The sequence below is a fragment of the Enterococcus sp. DIV0574 genome, from assembly GCF_051711125.1.
Taxonomy (GTDB): Bacteria; Bacillota; Bacilli; order Lactobacillales; family Enterococcaceae; genus Enterococcus_D; species Enterococcus_D gallinarum.
The window spans coordinates 151,274-169,134 of sequence record NZ_JBIOMA010000001.1 but is presented as its reverse complement, the minus strand read 5'-3'; the positions used below and the strand labels follow the sequence as shown (position 1 = coordinate 169,134).

Below are 17,861 nucleotides of genomic sequence, written 5' to 3'. Positions count from 1 at the left end.
GTCAAAACCACTCAATTTACTACTAATTTACTACTTATGAATGAGCTTTGATACGACGATTTATCCTTGAAAAGTGAAGATATAAAGATACTTCCAATAAAATTTGAATATTTAATAGGTAGACACTTCAAAAAATGAGGTGTCTATTTTTTTACCCGATTTTGAAAGGAAGTGAACTTATGAAAACAAAAAATCAAGAATCAAAAGGTCGTTCCCCACTCTTTAAGACCATCAAACATTCATTCAGCCAATAAAAAAGAAAGGATAGGTAAAAATATGGAACTTAAATTTGTGATTCCCAACATGGAAAAAACATTCGGCAATTTAGAATTTGCTGGCGAGGATAAAGTCGTTCAGCGAAGAATCAACGGACGGCTAACTGTCTTATCAAGAAGCTATAATCTCTATTCTGATGTTCAAAGAGCAGATGATATTGTGGTGGTGCTTCCTGCTGAAGCTGGCGAAAAACATTTCGGCTTTGAGGAACGTGTGAAGTTAGTCAATCCACGTATTACCGCAGAGGGCTACAAAATCGGCACTCGTGGTTTTACAAATTACCTTTTACATGCTGACGACATGATAAAAGAATAAAGAAAGAGAGGAAAAATGATGAGATTAGCAAATGGCATTGTATTAGATAAAGACACGACTTTTGGAGAATTGAAATTCTCTGCTCTACGTCGTGAAGTGAGAATCCAAAATGAAGACGGGTCGGTTTCAGATGAAATCAAGGAACGTACCTATGACTTAAAATCCAAAGGACAAGGACGCATGATTCAAGTAAGTATTCCTGCCAGCGTGCCTTTGAAAGAGTTTGATTATAACGCACGGGTGGAACTTATCAATCCCATTGCGGACACCGTTGCTACTGCCACCTATCAAGGAGCAGATGTTGACTGGTATATCAAGGCAGACGATATTGTGCTGACAAAGGATTCTAGTTCATTCAAAGCTCAACCACAAGCAAAGAAAGAACCGACACAAGACAAATAGTCGCTAGGTAGAAAGGAGACTTTTTCGCATGAAACAGCGTGGTAAAAGGATTCGCCCATCTGGTAAAGATTTAGTCTTTCATTTTACGATAGCGTCACTCCTGCCTGTTTTCCTGCTGGTTGTCGGACTGTTTCATGTGAAGACAATCCAGCAGATCAACTGGCAGGATTTTAACCTATCACAAGCAGATAAGATTGACATTCCCTATTTAATTATCAGTTTCAGTGTCGCAATTCTTATCTGCTTGCTGGTAGCGTTTGTATTCAAACGGGTTCGCTATGATACGGTTAAACAACTTTACCACCGTCAAAAACTGGCAAAGATGATACTTGAAAACAAGTGGTATGAATCTGAACAGGTCAAAACAGAGGGTTTCTTTAAAGATAGTGCTGGTCGTACAAAGGAAAAGATAACCTACTTCCCTAAAATGTATTATCGACTTAAAAATGGCTTGATACAGATACGGGTGGAAATCACGCTGGGAAAATATCAAGACCAACTCTTACACTTGGAAAAGAAATTAGAGAGTGGCTTGTACTGTGAGCTGACGGATAAAGAGTTAAAGGATTCCTATGTGGAATATACTTTGCTCTATGACACCATAGCCAGTCGTATTTCTATTGATGAAGTAGAAGCTAAAGATGGTAAACTTCGCTTAATGAAAAACGTATGGTGGGAATATGATAAGCTCCCTCATATGTTGATTGCTGGTGGTACAGGTGGCGGTAAAACTTACTTTATACTGACACTGATTGAAGCCTTGCTTCATACAGATTCAAAACTGTATATTCTTGACCCGAAAAATGCTGATCTTGCGGACTTAGGTTCTGTGATGGCAAATGTCTACTATAGAAAAGAAGACTTGCTTTCTTGCATTGAAACATTCTATGAAGAAATGATGAAACGTAGTGAGGAAATGAAGCAGATGAAGAACTATAAGACTGGCAAAAATTATGCTTACTTAGGTCTCCCGGCACACTTCTTAATCTTTGATGAATACGTCGCTTTCATGGAAATGCTGGGAACAAAAGAAAACACCGCAGTTATGAATAAGCTGAAACAGATTGTCATGTTAGGTCGTCAAGCTGGCTTCTTTCTAATACTGGCTTGTCAACGTCCAGACGCAAAATATTTAGGCGACGGAATCCGTGATCAGTTTAATTTCAGAGTGGCTTTAGGTCGTATGTCTGAAATGGGCTATGGCATGATGTTTGGCAGTGACGTACAAAAGGATTTCTTCTTAAAGCGAATCAAAGGTCGTGGCTATGTTGATGTAGGAACAAGTGTCATATCAGAGTTTTATACTCCCCTTGTACCAAAAGGATATGATTTCTTGGAGGAAATTAAAAAGTTATCCAACAGCAGACAGTCCACGCAGGCGACGTGCGAAGCGGAAGTCGCAGGTGTGGACTGATCTTGCTGGCTGGTGTGGCAATAGCCACGCCAGCACTTACCCCCCCGTATCTAACAGGGGGGTACAAATCGACAGGAAACAGTCAAAAAAACATTAGAAAATCCTTTGGTTACAAGGGATTTACAAAATTTCAGCGTATGTCAAATGGGCTTTAAAAGTTGACATACGCCTTTTTGATTGGAGGGATTTTTACTGAATGAACAAACTTGGTTACAGCATTTAAAAGAAAAACGCTTGGCTTATGGACTATCTCAAAACCGTTTAGCTGTTGCGACTGGTATTACAAGGCAGTATCTAAGCGATATTGAAACAGGAAAAGTCAAGCCATCAGAGGATTTACAGCAGTCCCTTTGGGAAGCTCTGGAACGCTTCAATCCCGACGCTCCCCTTGAAATGCTGTTTGATTATGTAAGAATTCGCTTTCCGACAACAGACGTACAGCAGGTGGTCGAAAACATCTTACAACTGAAACTGTCCTATTTTCTTCATGAGGACTATGGTTTCTATTCTTATTCAGAGCATTATGCTTTAGGCGACATATTCGTCCTTTGCTCCCATGAACTGGACAAAGGAGTTCTGGTGGAATTGAAAGGTCGTGGGTGCAGACAATTTGAAAGCTATCTTCTGGCACAACAAAGAAGCTGGTATGAGTTCTTTATGGACGTTTTGGTGGCTGGCGGTGTGATGAAACGCCTTGACCTTGCCATTAACGATAAGACAGGGATTTTAAATATCCCTGTACTCACTGAAAAGTGCCAACAGGAAGAATGTATCTCCGTCTTCCGCAGTTTTAAAAGCTATCGCAGTGGCGAACTGGTACGCAAAGAGGAAAAGGAATGTATGGGAAACACCCTCTATATCGGTTCATTACAAAGTGAAGTTTATTTCTGTATCTATGAAAAGGACTACGAGCAGTACAAGAAAAATGATATTCCCATTGAAGACGCAGAAGTAAAAAACCGTTTTGAGATTCGATTGAAAAATGAGCGTGCCTATTATGCAGTCCGTGATTTACTCGTCTATGACAATCCAGAGCATACCGCCTTTAAAATTATCAATCGGTATATCCGTTTTGTAGATAAAGACGATTCCAAACCTCGTTCTGATTGGAAACTGAATGAAGAATGGGCTTGGTTTATTGGGAACAATCGTGAACGATTAAAACTAACCACAAAACCAGAGCCTTACTCCTTCCAAAGGACGCTGAACTGGCTATCTCATCAAGTTGCCCCGACCTTAAAGGTTGCGATTAAACTTGATGAAATCAACCAGACGCAGGTTGTAAAAGACATTCTCGACCATGCGAAACTGACAGACCGACACAAGCAGATTTTGAAGCAACAGTCAGTAAAAGAACAGGACGTGATAACAACAAAAAAATAACTCAAATACAAATTCATTGAATATAGAGAGGAGAACATTTTTATGAATTTTGGACAAAACCTTTATAACTGGTTTCTATCAAACGCTCAATCACTGGTGCTTTTAGCAATCGTTGTGATTGGCTTGTATCTTGGCTTCAAGCGTGAGTTTAGCAAACTGATTGGCTTTTTAATTATTGCGATTATTGCGGTTGGCTTAGTCTTCAACGCTGCTGGAGTAAAAGACATTTTACTAGAGCTATTCAATCGCATTATTGGTGCTTAAATAAAACCGTTCTTTTGTGGAATATAAGTGGTTTTCTTATGTTCCGCAAAGGAATGGTACACCAAACGAAGTGCGGTAGGGATTTTTGAATCTCTACAAAGAAAGGACGTGAATATATGGACGATATGCAAGTCTATATTGCGAATTTAGGCAAATACAATGAGGGCGAATTGGTCGGTGCGTGGTTTACCTTTCCCATTGACTTTGAGGAAGTCAAAGAGAAAATCGGCTTGAATGATGAATATGAGGAATACGCCATTCATGACTACGAGTTACCCTTTACGGTTGACGAATACACTTCCATTGGCGAACTCAATCGACTATGGGAAATGGTATCGGAATTACCCGAAGAATTACAATCGGAGCTATCTGCTCTGCTCACTCATTTTTCAAGCATTGAAGAACTAAGCGAACATCAAGAGGATATTATCATTCATTCCGATTGTGATGATATGTATGACGTGGCACGCTACTACATTGAAGAAACGGGTGCTTTAGGCGAAGTACCAGCTAGTCTTCAAAACTATATTGATTATCAAGCCTATGGTCGGGATTTAGACCTTTCAGGAACGTTTATCTCAACCAATCATGGGATTTTTGAAATCGTCTATTAAATCTGTCGGTACATTACTACTGGCAGATTTTCTATTTTACGGGGTGGCTCAATCAGCTACCCCTATTTTTTATGAAAGGATTGATTACATGAAGAAAATACGAAGCTATACCAGTATCTGGTCTGTGGAAAAGGTACTGTATTCTATCAATGATTTTAGACTTCCGTTTCCCATAACCTTTACGCAAATGACATGGTTTGTCGTGTCACTCTTTGCAGTGATGATACTTGGCAACTTGCCCCCTCTTTCCATGATAGAGGGAGCATTTCTCAAATACTTTGGGATTCCTGTGGCTTTCACATGGTTTATGTCTACAAAAACTTTTGATGGTAAAAAGCCTTATGGATTTTTGAAGTCTGTCATTGCTTATGCACTGCGACCAAAGCTGACCTATGCAGGAAAAAAAGTAACGCTTGGCAGAAACCAGCCACAAGAAGCCATTACAGCAGTTAGGAGTGAATTTTATGGCATATCCAATTAAATACATTGAAAACAATCTCGTCTGGAATAAAGACGGGGAATGTTATGCTTACTATGAGCTTGTTCCTTACAATTACTCATTTCTAAGTCCAGAACAGAAAATACAAGTGCATGATTCTTTCAGACAGCTTATCGCACAAAATCGTGATGGCAAAATTCATGCTTTACAAATCAGTACAGAATCCAGCATACGTTCTGCACAAGAGCGTTCCAAAAATGAAGTCACTGGCAAGCTCAAAGCGGTTGCCTATGACAAAATCGACCAACAGACAGACGCTTTAATATCCATGATTGGCGAAAATCAAGTGAACTACCGTTTCTTTATCGGCTTTAAGTTGCTTCTCAACGATCAGGAGTTTTCTATGAAAAGTCTTACCGTTGAAGCAAAAAATGCTTTGTCTGATTTTGTCTATGATGTGAACCATAAGCTGATGGGCGATTTTGTTAGTATGAGTAATGATGAAATCCTGCGTTTTCAGAAGATGGAAAAGCTCTTAGAAAATAAAATCTCTCGTCGTTTCAAAATCCGCAGGTTAGATAAGGACGACTTCGGCTATCTGATTGAACACCTTTACGGACAGACAGGCACTGCCTATGAAGAGTATGAGTACCATCTATCAAAGAAAAAGCTGGATAATGAAACGCTGATTAAATACTATGACTTGATTAAGCCTACTCGCTGTTTGGTGGAAGAAAAACAGCGATATTTGAAAATCCAGCAGGAAGATGAAACCGTCTATGTAGCTTACTTTACCATTAACAGCATTGTCGGAGAACTGGACTTCCCGTCCTCTGAAATCTTCTACTACCAGCAACAGCAATTTACATTCCCGATTGATACGTCAATGAATGTGGAAATTGTAGCGAATCGTAAAGCCCTATCTACTGTCCGCAATAAAAAGAAAGAACTGAAAGACTTGGATAACCACGCTTGGCAAAGTGATAATGAAACCAGCTCCAATGTGGCGGAAGCTCTGGAAAGTGTGAATGAGCTGGAAACCAATTTAGACCAAAGCAAGGAATCTATGTACAAGCTGTCTTATGTGGTAAGGGTATCAGCAAATGATCTTGACGAACTCAAACGTCGTTGTAATGAAGTGAAAGATTTTTATGACGATTTAAGCGTAAAACTGGTACGACCATTTGGGGATATGCTCGGCTTACATGAAGAATTTTTACCTGCCAGCAAGCGTTATATGAATGATTATATTCAATACGTGACCTCTGATTTCCTCGCTGGTTTAGGTTTTGGTGCTACTCAAATGCTGGGGGAAAATGAGGGGATTTATGTTGGCTACAGCTTAGATACTGGACGCAATGTCTATCTGAAACCTGCTCTTGCCAGTCAAGGGGTTAAGGGTTCAGTAACCAATGCGTTAGCGTCGGCTTTTGTTGGTTCGCTGGGTGGTGGTAAATCCTTTGCGAATAACCTTATCGTCTATTATGCGGTGCTTTATGGGGCACAAGCAGTGATTGTAGACCCAAAAGCAGAACGTGGCAGATGGAAAGAAACCTTGCCAGAGATTTCCCATGAAATCAATATCGTCACTCTGACTTCTGATGAGAAAAACAAAGGCTTACTTGACCCTTATGTGATTATGAAAAATCCCAAAGATTCTGAATCACTGGCTATTGATATTCTGACATTCCTTACGGGGATTTCCTCTCGTGATGGGGAACGCTTCCCAATCCTTAGAAAAGCCATTCGTGCAGTAACCAATAGTGAAGTACGAGGGTTGATGAAAGTGATTGAGGAATTACGGGTTGAGAATACGCCACTAAGTACCAGTATAGCCGACCATATCGAAAGTTTTACAGACTATGACTTTGCACATTTATTATTCAGTAATGGTTATGTGGAGCAGTCTATCAGCTTAGAAAAACAACTGAACATTATACAGGTTGCGGACTTGGTACTTCCCGACAAGGAAACTTCCTTTGAGGAATATACCACTATGGAGCTTTTATCCGTTGCTATGCTGATTGTCATTAGTACCTTTGCTTTAGACTTTATCCATACAGACCGAAGCATTTTCAAGATTGTAGATTTAGACGAAGCATGGAGCTTTTTACAGGTAGCACAAGGAAAAACACTATCTATGAAGCTGGTTCGGGCTGGTCGTGCTATGAACGCTGGGGTATATTTCGTGACCCAAAATACAGACGACCTCTTAGATGAAAAACTGAAAAATAACCTCGGCTTAAAATTTGCATTTCGTTCCACTGACCTTAACGAGATTAAAAAGACCTTAGCCTTTTTTGGTGTAGACCCAGAGGACGAAAACAATCAGAAGCGATTGCGTGATTTGGAAAACGGGCAATGCCTTATCAGTGATTTATATGGTCGTGTCGGTGTGATACAGTTCCACCCTGTATTTGAAGAACTGCTCCATGCCTTTGATACCAGACCACCTGTGCGAAAAGAGGTGTAAATGTGAAACCATCAATAGTAAACAGAATAAAATCAAACTGGACGCTGAAACGTCTAGGTAAAGTGGCAATGACAGTGGCTTTCACACTTGTGATTGCCATTTTTCTTTTAGCCATGCTGGGAACGGTGGTTCAAGCTGCGGGCTTGGTAGATGATACGGTCAATGTGGCAAATGAATACAGCCGATACCCACTTGAAAACTATCAACTGGATTTTTATGTGGATAATAGCTGGGGCTGGCTTCCGTGGAACTGGTCGGACGGGATTGGAAAACAGGTCATGTATGGACTATATGCCATTACCAATTTTATTTGGACAATCAGTTTGTATGTTTCCAATGCGACAGGTTACTTAGTACAGGAAGCCTATTCCTTAGACTTCATTTCCGCTACAGCAGATTCCATTGGTAAGAATATGCAGACCTTAGCTGGTGTGAGTGCAAACGGATTTTCAACAGAGGGTTTCTATGTTGGATTCCTCTTACTCTTGATTTTGGTTCTTGGGGTTTATGTTGCCTATACGGGACTGATAAAGAGAGAAACCACAAAGGCAATTCATGCCATTATGAATTTTGTGCTGGTGTTTATCCTATCGGCTTCCTTTATTGCCTACGCTCCCGACTACATTAAAAAAATCAATGACTTTTCATCAGACATCAGTAATGCCAGTTTATCACTTGGCACGAAGATTGTCATGCCCCATTCCGATAGTCAAGGCAAGGACAGCGTGGACTTAATCAGAGATAGCCTGTTTTCCATACAGGTTCAGCAACCGTGGCTACTGCTTCAATACAACAGTTCAGACATTGAAAGTATCGGTATTGACCGTGTGGAAAGCCTGCTCTCCACCAGCCCAGATTCCAACAATGGCGAAGACAGAGAAAAAATTGTTGCGGAAGAAATTGAAGACAGAAGCAATACCAATCTAACCATTACAAAGACCATTAACCGTTTAGGTACAGTCTTCTTCCTATTTGTCTTCAATATTGGGATTTCCATATTTGTATTCCTATTAACAGGAATCATGATTTTCTCGCAGGTACTTTTTATCATCTATGCTATGTTTCTGCCTGTGAGCTTTATTTTAAGCATGATTCCATCATTTGATGGTATGTCAAAACGAGCCATAACAAAGCTCTTTAATACCATTTTGACACGAGCTGGAATCACATTGATTATTACGACAGCATTTAGTATTTCAACCATGCTCTATACCTTATCGGCTGGTTATCCGTTCTTTTTGATTGCTTTTCTACAGATTGTGACCTTTGCAGGAATCTACTTCAAGCTGGGCGATTTAATGAGTATGTTTTCTCTACAGAGTAACGATTCTCAAAGTGTGGGAAGTCGTGTGATGAGAAAACCTCGTATGCTTATGCACGCTCACATGCACCGTCTACAGCGGAAACTTGGACGTTCCATGACTACTCTAGGGGCTGGGTCTGCCATTGTTACAGGTAAAAAAGGACAGTCGGGTTCGGGGAGTTCTGCAAGGACACAAGCAGATCACTCCCGACCAGACGGAAAGGAAAAATCAACACTTGGAAAACGTATCGGTCAAACCATCGGTACAGTAGCTGATACCAAAGACAGAATGGTAGACACTGCTAGTGGTTTGAAAGAACAGGTTAAAGATTTGCCGACCAATGCAAGATATGCAGTATATCAAGGAAAATCCAAAGTAAAAGAGAATGTCCGTGATTTAACCAGTAGTATTTCTCAAACCAAAGCGGACAGAGCCAGTGGACGCAAGGAACAGCAGGAACAAAGGCGAAAAACCATTGCGAAGCGTCGCTCTGAAATGGAACAGGTCAAACAGAAAAAACAGCCTGCTTCTTCTGTTCATGAAAGACCGACTACAAGACAAGAACAATATCATGATGAACAGACCTCAAAACAGTCTAATATTCAGACTTCATATAAGGAATCTCAACAAGCCAAACAAGAGCGTCCAGCAGTTAAGTCCGATTTTTCAAGTCCAAAAGTGGAACGCCAAGGCAATACCGTTCAAGAAAAAACCGTTCAAAAGCCAGCAACTTCAACCACTACAGCAGATAGAACTTCACAACGTCCAATCACAAAAGAACGTCCGTCTACTGTTCAAAGAGTACCACTACAAAATACAAGAAGTAGACCACCAATCAAAACCGCCACCATTAAGAAAGTCGGTAAGAAACCATGAAGTTGAAAACTTTAGTGATTGGTGGTTCTGGATTATTCTTGATGGTCTTCTCACTGCTTCTGTTTGTTGCCATTTTATTTTCAGATGAACAGGACAGCGGAATTTCCAATATTCATTATGGAGGTGTGAATGTTTCCGCAGAAGTGCTGGCTCATAAGCCTATGGTAGAAAAATATGCCAAAGAATATGGCGTTGAAGAATATGTCAACATACTTCTTGCGATTATACAGGTGGAATCGGGCGGTACTGCGGAAGATGTTATGCAGTCCTCGGAATCCCTCGGTCTTCCACCTAATTCATTGAGTACAGAAGAATCCATTAAGCAAGGTGTGAAGTATTTCAGTGAATTATTAGCCAGTAGCGAAAGGCTCAGTGTAGATTTAGAATCGGTTATCCAGTCCTACAATTATGGTGGTGGTTTCTTAGGGTATGTGGCTAATCGTGGAAATAAATATACCTTTGAACTGGCTCAAAGTTTCTCAAAAGAGTATTCAGGTGGCGAAAAAGTGTCTTACCCCAATCCCATAGCCATACCTATCAATGGGGGCTGGCGATACAACTATGGCAATATGTTTTATGTGCAACTGGTAACGCAGTATCTTGTCACAACAGAGTTTGATGATGATACGGTACAAGCCATCATGGACGAAGCACTGAAATATGAGGGCTGGCGATACGTTTACGGTGGAGCTTCCCCGACTACTTCTTTTGATTGTAGCGGACTGACACAATGGACGTATGGAAAAGCTGGAATTAACTTACCACGAACCGCACAACAGCAATATGATGTGACCCAGCATATCCCACTATCGGAAGCACAAGCTGGCGATTTGGTTTTCTTTCATTCTACCTATAACGCTGGCTCTTATATTACTCATGTTGGGATATACCTTGGCAATAACCGTATGTTTCATGCAGGCGACCCAATCGGTTATGCCGACTTAACAAGCCCCTACTGGCAACAGCATTTAGTGGGAGCAGGACGAATCAAACAATGAGAAAGGAAGATTTAATGATGAAATTTAGAAAAAATCAGAATAAAGAAAAACAGATACCAAAGGAAAAGAAACCTCGTGTCTATAAGGTCAATCCTCATAAAAAGGTTGTGATTGCCTTGTGGGTACTTTTAGGGCTTAGTTTCAGCTTTGCGATATTCAAGCACTTTACAGCTATAGATACTCATACTATTCACGAAACAACTATCATAGAAAAGGAATACGTTGATACTCATCATGTAGAAAATTTTGTAGAGAACTTTGCGAAAGTCTACTATTCATGGGAGCAATCCGATAAGTCCATTGATAATCGAATGGAAAGTCTAAAAGGCTATCTGACAGATGAACTTCAAGCTCTCAATGTTGATACAGTACGCAAAGATATTCCTGTATCGTCTTCTGTAAGAGGATTTCAGATATGGACGGTAGAGCCAACTGGCGACAATGAGTTTAATGTAACCTACAGTGTAGACCAGCTCATTACAGAGGGAGAAAATACAAAGACCGTCCACTCTGCTTATATTGTGAGTGTCTATGTAGATGGTTCTGGAAATATGGTACTGGTTAAGAATCCGACCATTACCAACATACCTAAGAAATCAAGTTATAAACCAAAAGCCATTGAAAGTGAGGGGACGGTTGATTCCATTACAACCAATGAAATCAATGAGTTTTTAACGACGTTCTTCAAGCTCTATCCTACAGCGACAGCCAGTGAACTTTCCTACTATGTGAATGACGGGATATTAAAACCAATCGGAAAAGAGTACATCTTTCAAGAACTGGTAAATCCTATTCACAATCGTAAGGATAATCAAGTCACGGTATCGCTGACAGTGGAGTATATCGACCAGCAGACCAAAGCAACGCAGGTATCTCAATTTGATTTGGTACTTGAAAAGAACGGGAGTAATTGGAAGATTATAGAATAACAAATATTGGTACATTATTACAGCTATTTTGTAATCACGTACTCTCTTTGATAAAAAATTGGAGATTCCTTTACAAATATGCTCTTACGTGCTATTATTTAAGTATCTATTTAAAAGGAGTTAATAAATATGCGGCAAGGTATTCTTAAATAAACTGTCAATTTGATAGTGGGAACAAATAATTGGATGTCCTTTTTTAGGAGGGCTTAGTTTTTTGTACCCAGTTTAAGAATACCTTTATCATGTGATTCTAAAGTATCCGGAGAATATCTGTATGCTTTGTATGCCTATGGTTATGCATAAAAATCCCAGTGATAAGAGTATTTATCACTGGGATTTTTATGCCCTTTTGGGCTTTTGAATGGAGGAAAATCACATGAAAATTATTAATATTGGAGTTTTAGCTCATGTTGATGCGGGAAAAACTACCTTAACAGAAAGCTTATTATATAACAGTGGAGCGATTACAGAATTAGGAAGCGTGGACAAAGGTACAACGAGGACGGATAATACGCTTTTAGAACGTCAGAGAGGAATTACAATTCAGACAGGAATAACCTCTTTTCAGTGGGAAAATACGAAGGTGAACATCATAGACACGCCAGGACATATGGATTTCTTAGCAGAAGTATATCGTTCATTATCAGTTTTAGATGGGGCAATTCTACTGATTTCTGCAAAAGATGGCGTACAAGCACAAACTCGTATATTATTTCATGCACTTAGGAAAATGGGGATTCCCACAATCTTTTTTATCAATAAGATTGACCAAAATGGAATTGATTTATCAACGGTTTATCAGGATATTAAAGAGAAACTTTCTGCCGAAATTGTAATCAAACAGAAGGTAGAACTGTATCCTAATATGTGTGTGACGAACTTTACCGAATCTGAACAATGGGATACGGTAATAGAGGGAAACGATGACCTTTTAGAGAAATATATGTCCGGTAAATCATTAGAAGCATTGGAACTCGAACAAGAGGAAAGCATAAGATTTCAGAATTGTTCTCTGTTCCCTCTTTATCATGGAAGTGCAAAAAGTAATATAGGGATTGATAACCTTATAGAAGTTATTACTAATAAATTTTATTCATCAACACATCGAGGTCCGTCTGAACTTTGCGGAAATGTTTTCAAAATTGAATATACAAAAAAAAGACAACGTCTTGCATATATACGCCTTTATAGTGGAGTACTACATTTACGAGATTCGGTTAGAGTATCAGAAAAAGAAAAAATAAAAGTTACAGAAATGTATACTTCAATAAATGGTGAATTATGTAAGATTGATAGAGCTTATTCTGGAGAAATTGTTATTTTGCAAAATGAGTTTTTGAAGTTAAATAGTGTTCTTGGAGATACAAAACTATTGCCACAGAGAAAAAAGATTGAAAATCCGCACCCTCTACTACAAACAACTGTTGAACCGAGTAAACCTGAACAGAGAGAAATGTTGCTTGATGCCCTTTTGGAAATCTCAGATAGTGATCCGCTTCTACGATATTACGTGGATTCTACGACACATGAAATTATACTTTCTTTCTTAGGGAAAGTACAAATGGAAGTGATTAGTGCACTGTTGCAAGAAAAGTATCATGTGGAGATAGAACTAAAAGAGCCTACAGTCATTTATATGGAGAGACCGTTAAAAAATGCAGAATATACCATTCACATCGAAGTGCCGCCAAATCCTTTCTGGGCTTCCATTGGTTTATCTGTATCACCGCTTCCGTTGGGAAGTGGAATGCAGTATGAGAGCTCGGTTTCTCTTGGATACTTAAATCAATCATTTCAAAATGCAGTTATGGAAGGGATACGCTATGGTTGCGAACAAGGATTATATGGTTGGAATGTGACGGATTGTAAAATCTGTTTTAAGTACGGTTTATACTATAGCCCTGTTAGTACTCCAGCAGATTTTCGGATGCTTGCTCCTATTGTATTGGAACAAGTCTTAAAAAAAGCTGGAACAGAATTGTTAGAGCCATATCTTAGTTTTAAAATTTATGCGCCACAGGAATATCTTTCACGAGCATACAACGATGCTCCTAAATATTGTGCGAACATCGTAGACACTCAATTGAAAAATAATGAGGTCATTCTTAGTGGAGAAATCCCTGCTCGGTGTATTCAAGAATATCGTAGTGATTTAACTTTCTTTACAAATGGACGTAGTGTTTGTTTAACAGAGTTAAAAGGGTACCATGTTACTACCGGTGAACCTGTTTGCCAGCCCCGTCGTCCAAATAGTCGGATAGATAAAGTACGATATATGTTCAATAAAATAACTTAGTGTATTTTATGTTGTTATATAAATATGGTTTCTTGTTAAATAAGATGAAATATTTTTTAATAAAGATTTGAATTAAAGTGTAAAGGAGGAGATAGTTATTATAAACTACAAGTGGATATTGTGTCCTGTATGTGGAAATAAAACACGATTAAAGATAAGGGAAGATACTGAATTAAAAAAATTCCCCCTCTATTGTCCGAAATGCAGACAAGAAAATTTAATTGAAATAAAGCAGTTCAAAGTAACTGTGATTACAGAGCCAGACGCAAAGACGCAGAGCCGATAAAATGAGATTAATACAATCTCATTTTATCGGCTCTTTCCGTTATGTATGGATTCTTTTAATTAGTCTTCGATGTTTCTTGCTTCGTTGATACCGCTGGCTAAAGATTCCATTAAGGATAGTTCTTTGTCTGTAAAGCTATCCATGTATTTCTCTATCTGTAATCGTCGGGTGCTTTTTACCAAGTTATTAGCAGGTAAGAAAAATTCATCAACGGAAACATGAAGTAACGATACAAGGTCATAAAGAACTTGTATGCTGGGGTGTTGCCCTTTATTTTCAATATTAGTTAAGTACCGTGGGTCAATTTCAATCAATGCTCCCACTTGTTCACGAGTTAAACCTCGTTTCAATCGAGCTTCTTTAATGGCTAAACCAAAGGCTCTAAAATCATATTTATCTTCTTTTTTACGCATAGTAGACCACCTCTATACATTTTATTGTTCCTACTGAATTAAAAACAGGTATAGAAAAACGTGTTATATGGTTTATAGGTTTATATTTAATAAAAAGCACTACTAAACGCCAATAAAAAAAACCGTTATATGGTAGTGCTATTTACGCTGTTAAAATATTGTATATTACTTCCAAATGGCGGTTTGTTGGAGGTCAACGTCGCCATGAAGTACATCATATACAATAAATTTCCTTACATTGGGTTCTTGTCAAAAAAAGTCGTCTATCTGCAATAGATAAGTACGTCCACCAATGTGGTTTTATAAATCATATAGATAGAATAACAGAAGCATGTAAACAGAGAAATAAATCTGTTTATATGCTTTTTTGGCTATTCAGAACTTTTTTACAAAGTTTATTTATCAGTAATGCAACAAATCCCCCTTTCACATTGGGACTAAGAGTGAAAGGAGATAAACGAGCAAGGCTCACTTCCTTTCCTAGACAGAAAGGGGGTGAGAAACATGAAACCATCTTCTTTTCAGACCACAATAGAAAATCAGTTTGACTATATCTGTAAACGTGCTATGGAAGACGAGCGAAAGAATTATATGCTTTATCTTTCAAGGATTGCAAAGCGTGAGGTGTCCTTTTCGGATGTTGGCGATTATCTTGTTAGCCAGTTTGCGACAACAGATAACTATTCAACTGACTTTCAGATTTTTACACTCAATGGGTTATCAGTAGGCGTTGAAAATGATTTGTTGAGTGAAGCATTACGTGAGTTGCCAGACAAGAAACGTGAAATTCTACTGCTGTTTTACTTTATGGACATGAGCGATTCAGAAATTGCAGACCTGTTGAAATTGAACCGTTCTACTGTCTATCGGCATAGAACCAGTGGACTAGCCTTAATTAAAAAGTTTATGGAGGAATTTGAAGAATGAAAACACAATATCCTATGATTCCCTTTCCTCTCATTGTAAAGGCAACAGATGGCGATACCGAAGCGATTAACCAGATTCTACATCATTACAGAGGGTACATAACGAAGCGTTCCCTACGACTTATGAAAGATGAATATGGCAATCAAAGTATGGTCGTTGATGAAGTCTTACGTGGAAGAATGGAAACCAGACTGATTACAAAGATTTTGTCATTTGAAATTAAGTAATATCCTCTCTCCTTTCGTGGAAGCGTGCTAAACCATTCCACGCTTCCCGAACAGGGAGGTTTGTTATTCCACCAAAGCATATTGAGCTTTCAATGTGTTTTGATAGGCTAACGAGCCATTGTTCTTTGAAAACTGAATAAAAGTAATCGAATACGTTTCGATAAGAAAAGAGCCAACGGAACTAACCGCCATGACCTATCTTATAAAGATAGCGAGCGATTCATGTTAGTGATCCGAGAAGCAATCTTTAGCAGGATTGCCTGCAACGACATTCTTATCGTGATAATGATACTCCCATACAGTCAATAGTCCGAGCGTGATAAAACCGTCGCAGGCAATGAGTATGGCTACATGAGAACCATGCAGGGGTGGAACTCCCGTGAGCTTTGCTAAAGCTGTTCGATTGCTGGTAAAACAACTTTTATGAAATCCAAATAAGTGATTTGGAAAGGAGGATTTTATGAAGCAGACTGACATTCCTATTTGGGAACGTTATACCCTAACCATTGAAGAAGCGTCAAAATATTTTCGTATTGGCGAAAACAAGCTACGACGCTTGGCAGAGGAAAATAAAAATGCAAATTGGCTGATTATGAATGGCAATCGTATTCAGATTAAACGAAAACAATTTGAAAAAATTATAGATACATTGGACGCAATCTAGCGTCGCCAAAGGGTCTTGTATATGATAAAATAGTATTAAGTCGTATCAAGGCTCTTTCCATAAAGGAAAGGAGCAAATGCCATGTCAGAAAAAAGACGTGACAATAAAGGTCGAATCTTAAAGACTGGAGAGAGCCAACGAAAAGACGGAAGATACTTATACAAATATATAGATTCATTTGGAGAACCGCAATTTGTTTACTCGTGGAAACTTGTGGCTACAGACCGAGTACCAGCAGGAAAGCGTGATTGTATCTCACTTAGAGAGAAAATCGCAGAGTTACAGAAAGACATTCATGATGGTATTGATGTTGTAGGAAAGAAAATGACACTCTGCCAGCTTTACGCAAAACAGAACGCTCAAAGACCAAAGGTTAGAAAAAACACTGAAACTGGACGCAAATATCTTATGGATATTTTGAAGAAAGACAAGTTAGGTGTAAGAAGTATTGACAGTATTAAGCCATCAGACGCTAAAGAATGGGCTATTAGAATGAGTGAAAATGGTTATGCTTATCAAACCATCAATAACTACAAACGTTCTTTAAAGGCTTCATTCTATATTGCTATACAAGATGATTGTGTTCGGAAGAATCCATTTGACTTTCAACTGAAAGCAGTTCTTGATGATGATACTGTCCCTAAGACCGTACTAACAGAAGAACAGGAAGAAAAACTGTTAGCCTTTGCAAAAGCTGATAAAACCTACAGCAAAAATTATGATGAAATTCTGATACTCTTAAAAACAGGTCTTCGTATTTCAGAGTTTGGTGGTTTGACACTTCCAGATTTAGATTTTGAGAATCGTCTTGTCAATATAGACCATCAGCTATTGAGAGATACTGAAATTGGGTACTACATTGAAACACCAAAGACCAAAAGTGGCGAACGTCAAGTTCCTATGGTTGAAGAAGCCTATCAAGCATTTAAGCGAGTGTTAGCGAATCGAAAGAATGATAAGCGTGTTGAGATTGATGGATATAGTGATTTCCTCTTTCTTAATAGAAAGAACTATCCAAAAGTGGCAAGTGATTACAACGGCATGATGAAAGGTCTTGTTAAGAAATACAATAAGTATAACGAGGATAAATTGCCACACATCACTCCACATAGTTTGCGACATACATTCTGTACCAACTATGCAAATGCAGGAATGAATCCAAAGGCATTACAGTACATTATGGGACATGCTAATATAGCCATGACGCTGAACTATTACGCACATGCAACATTCGATTCTGCAATGGCAGAAATGAAACGCTTGAATAAAGAGAAGCAACAGGAGCGTCTTGTTGCTTAGTAGTACAAATGAATTTACTACTTATTTACCACTTCTGACAGCTAAGACATGAGGAAATATGC

Annotated in this window: 18 protein-coding genes and 1 pseudogene; 18 read left to right on the top strand and 1 reads right to left on the bottom strand. The window is 38.8% G+C overall.

Features of this window, described 5'->3' with window-relative positions; all coding sequences use genetic code 11:
- Positions 1-276 precede the first annotated feature (276 nt).
- The 14 genes and pseudogenes from IGJ45_RS00825 to IGJ45_RS00760 all read left to right on the top strand — a co-directional run bounded on the left by IGJ45_RS00825 (position 277) and on the right by IGJ45_RS00760 (position 14,269).
- Positions 277-591, top strand: a complete 315-nt coding sequence (locus tag IGJ45_RS00825; RefSeq protein WP_000420682.1) for a YdcP family protein — start codon at positions 277-279, stop codon at positions 589-591.
- Between the two features lie 15 nt (positions 592-606).
- On the top strand, positions 607-993 hold the full coding sequence (locus IGJ45_RS00820; protein ID WP_000985015.1) for a YdcP family protein: 387 nt from the start codon (positions 607-609) through the stop codon (positions 991-993).
- Positions 994-1,021: 28 nt separating this feature from the next.
- Positions 1,022-2,407, top strand: a complete 1,386-nt coding sequence (locus IGJ45_RS00815; RefSeq protein WP_000813488.1) for an FtsK/SpoIIIE domain-containing protein — start codon at positions 1,022-1,024, stop codon at positions 2,405-2,407.
- 177 nt (positions 2,408-2,584) lie between these two features.
- Positions 2,585-3,790 (top strand): MobT family relaxase, encoded by a 1,206-nt coding sequence (gene mobT / locus IGJ45_RS00810; RefSeq protein WP_000398284.1) that lies wholly within the window; start codon positions 2,585-2,587, stop codon positions 3,788-3,790.
- Between the two features lie 42 nt (positions 3,791-3,832).
- Positions 3,833-4,054 (top strand): hypothetical protein, encoded by a 222-nt coding sequence (locus IGJ45_RS00805; protein WP_001009056.1) that lies wholly within the window; start codon positions 3,833-3,835, stop codon positions 4,052-4,054.
- Positions 4,055-4,170: 116 nt separating this feature from the next.
- Entirely contained in the window at positions 4,171-4,668 is a 498-nt protein-coding gene (locus IGJ45_RS00800) for an antirestriction protein ArdA (protein WP_000342539.1), read from the top strand.
- An 88-nt stretch (positions 4,669-4,756) separates the two neighbouring features.
- The gene (locus tag IGJ45_RS00795; RefSeq protein ID WP_000723888.1) at positions 4,757-5,149 is read left to right on the top strand and encodes a conjugal transfer protein; all 393 of its coding nucleotides are present in this window, start codon (positions 4,757-4,759) and stop codon (positions 5,147-5,149) included.
- On the top strand, positions 5,133-7,580 hold the full coding sequence (locus IGJ45_RS00790; protein ID WP_000331160.1) for an ATP-binding protein: 2,448 nt from the start codon (positions 5,133-5,135) through the stop codon (positions 7,578-7,580). The genes IGJ45_RS00795 and IGJ45_RS00790 overlap by 17 nt, the downstream gene beginning before the upstream one ends.
- A 2-nt stretch (positions 7,581-7,582) precedes the next feature.
- Positions 7,583-9,760, top strand: coding sequence for a CD3337/EF1877 family mobilome membrane protein (locus tag IGJ45_RS00785; protein WP_000804748.1), 2,178 nt, complete (start codon positions 7,583-7,585; stop codon positions 9,758-9,760).
- On the top strand, positions 9,757-10,758 hold the full coding sequence (locus tag IGJ45_RS00780; protein ID WP_000769868.1) for a bifunctional lytic transglycosylase/C40 family peptidase: 1,002 nt from the start codon (positions 9,757-9,759) through the stop codon (positions 10,756-10,758). The genes IGJ45_RS00785 and IGJ45_RS00780 overlap by 4 nt, the downstream gene beginning before the upstream one ends.
- On the top strand, positions 10,755-11,687 hold the full coding sequence (locus IGJ45_RS00775; protein ID WP_001224318.1) for a conjugal transfer protein: 933 nt from the start codon (positions 10,755-10,757) through the stop codon (positions 11,685-11,687). The genes IGJ45_RS00780 and IGJ45_RS00775 overlap by 4 nt, the downstream gene beginning before the upstream one ends.
- A gap of 313 nt (positions 11,688-12,000) precedes the next feature.
- Positions 12,001-12,048: pseudogene (locus IGJ45_RS00770) on the top strand (hypothetical protein); the annotation flags it as partial.
- A gap of 15 nt (positions 12,049-12,063) precedes the next feature.
- On the top strand, positions 12,064-13,983 hold the full coding sequence (gene tet(M), locus IGJ45_RS00765) for a tetracycline resistance ribosomal protection protein Tet(M) (RefSeq protein WP_000691736.1): 1,920 nt from the start codon (positions 12,064-12,066) through the stop codon (positions 13,981-13,983).
- Positions 13,984-14,083: 100 nt separating this feature from the next.
- The gene (locus IGJ45_RS00760) at positions 14,084-14,269 is read left to right on the top strand and encodes a cysteine-rich KTR domain-containing protein (RefSeq protein WP_011058338.1); all 186 of its coding nucleotides are present in this window, start codon (positions 14,084-14,086) and stop codon (positions 14,267-14,269) included.
- A gap of 59 nt (positions 14,270-14,328) precedes the next feature.
- Here the strand turns inward: IGJ45_RS00760 and IGJ45_RS00755 are convergent, their stop codons facing one another.
- Positions 14,329-14,682 carry a helix-turn-helix transcriptional regulator gene (locus tag IGJ45_RS00755; RefSeq protein ID WP_001227347.1) on the bottom strand — a complete coding sequence of 118 codons (354 nt, stop codon included), beginning with the start codon at positions 14,680-14,682 and terminating at the stop codon, positions 14,329-14,331.
- Between the two features lie 504 nt (positions 14,683-15,186).
- On the opposite strand from IGJ45_RS00755, the gene IGJ45_RS00750 reads away from it, so the two are divergent.
- From IGJ45_RS00750 to IGJ45_RS00735, 4 genes are all read left to right on the top strand, one after another.
- Positions 15,187-15,609, top strand: a complete 423-nt coding sequence (locus IGJ45_RS00750) for a sigma-70 family RNA polymerase sigma factor (protein ID WP_000804885.1) — start codon at positions 15,187-15,189, stop codon at positions 15,607-15,609.
- Positions 15,606-15,836, top strand: a complete 231-nt coding sequence (locus IGJ45_RS00745; RefSeq protein ID WP_000857133.1) for a helix-turn-helix domain-containing protein — start codon at positions 15,606-15,608, stop codon at positions 15,834-15,836. Before IGJ45_RS00750 ends, IGJ45_RS00745 begins: the two co-directional genes overlap by 4 nt.
- 460 nt (positions 15,837-16,296) lie before the next feature.
- Positions 16,297-16,500 carry an excisionase gene (locus IGJ45_RS00740; protein ID WP_000814511.1) on the top strand — a complete coding sequence of 68 codons (204 nt, stop codon included), beginning with the start codon at positions 16,297-16,299 and terminating at the stop codon, positions 16,498-16,500.
- Between the two features lie 81 nt (positions 16,501-16,581).
- Positions 16,582-17,799 carry a tyrosine-type recombinase/integrase gene (locus IGJ45_RS00735; protein ID WP_001291561.1) on the top strand — a complete coding sequence of 406 codons (1,218 nt, stop codon included), beginning with the start codon at positions 16,582-16,584 and terminating at the stop codon, positions 17,797-17,799.
- The last annotated feature ends 62 nt before the right edge of the window (positions 17,800-17,861 follow it).

Bases quoted from the DNA above. Each gene is read 5' to 3' on its own strand.
- IGJ45_RS00735 (WP_001291561.1), top strand. From the start codon at position 16,582: ATGTCAGAAAAAAGACGTGACAATAAAGGTCGAATCTTAAAGACTGGA.
- IGJ45_RS00750 (WP_000804885.1), top strand. From the start codon at position 15,187: ATGAAACCATCTTCTTTTCAGACCACAATAGAAAATCAGTTTGACTAT.
- IGJ45_RS00795 (WP_000723888.1), top strand. From the start codon at position 4,757: ATGAAGAAAATACGAAGCTATACCAGTATCTGGTCTGTGGAAAAGGTA.
- IGJ45_RS00790 (WP_000331160.1), top strand. From the start codon at position 5,133: ATGGCATATCCAATTAAATACATTGAAAACAATCTCGTCTGGAATAAA.
- IGJ45_RS00780 (WP_000769868.1), top strand. From the start codon at position 9,757: ATGAAGTTGAAAACTTTAGTGATTGGTGGTTCTGGATTATTCTTGATG.
- IGJ45_RS00800 (WP_000342539.1), top strand. From the start codon at position 4,171: ATGGACGATATGCAAGTCTATATTGCGAATTTAGGCAAATACAATGAG.
- IGJ45_RS00805 (WP_001009056.1), top strand. From the start codon at position 3,833: ATGAATTTTGGACAAAACCTTTATAACTGGTTTCTATCAAACGCTCAA.
- IGJ45_RS00740 (WP_000814511.1), top strand. From the start codon at position 16,297: ATGAAGCAGACTGACATTCCTATTTGGGAACGTTATACCCTAACCATT.
- IGJ45_RS00820 (WP_000985015.1), top strand. From the start codon at position 607: ATGATGAGATTAGCAAATGGCATTGTATTAGATAAAGACACGACTTTT.
- IGJ45_RS00745 (WP_000857133.1), top strand. From the start codon at position 15,606: ATGAAAACACAATATCCTATGATTCCCTTTCCTCTCATTGTAAAGGCA.
- IGJ45_RS00815 (WP_000813488.1), top strand. From the start codon at position 1,022: ATGAAACAGCGTGGTAAAAGGATTCGCCCATCTGGTAAAGATTTAGTC.
- IGJ45_RS00825 (WP_000420682.1), top strand. From the start codon at position 277: ATGGAACTTAAATTTGTGATTCCCAACATGGAAAAAACATTCGGCAAT.
- IGJ45_RS00775 (WP_001224318.1), top strand. From the start codon at position 10,755: ATGAGAAAGGAAGATTTAATGATGAAATTTAGAAAAAATCAGAATAAA.
- IGJ45_RS00755 (WP_001227347.1), bottom strand. From the start codon at position 14,682: ATGCGTAAAAAAGAAGATAAATATGATTTTAGAGCCTTTGGTTTAGCC.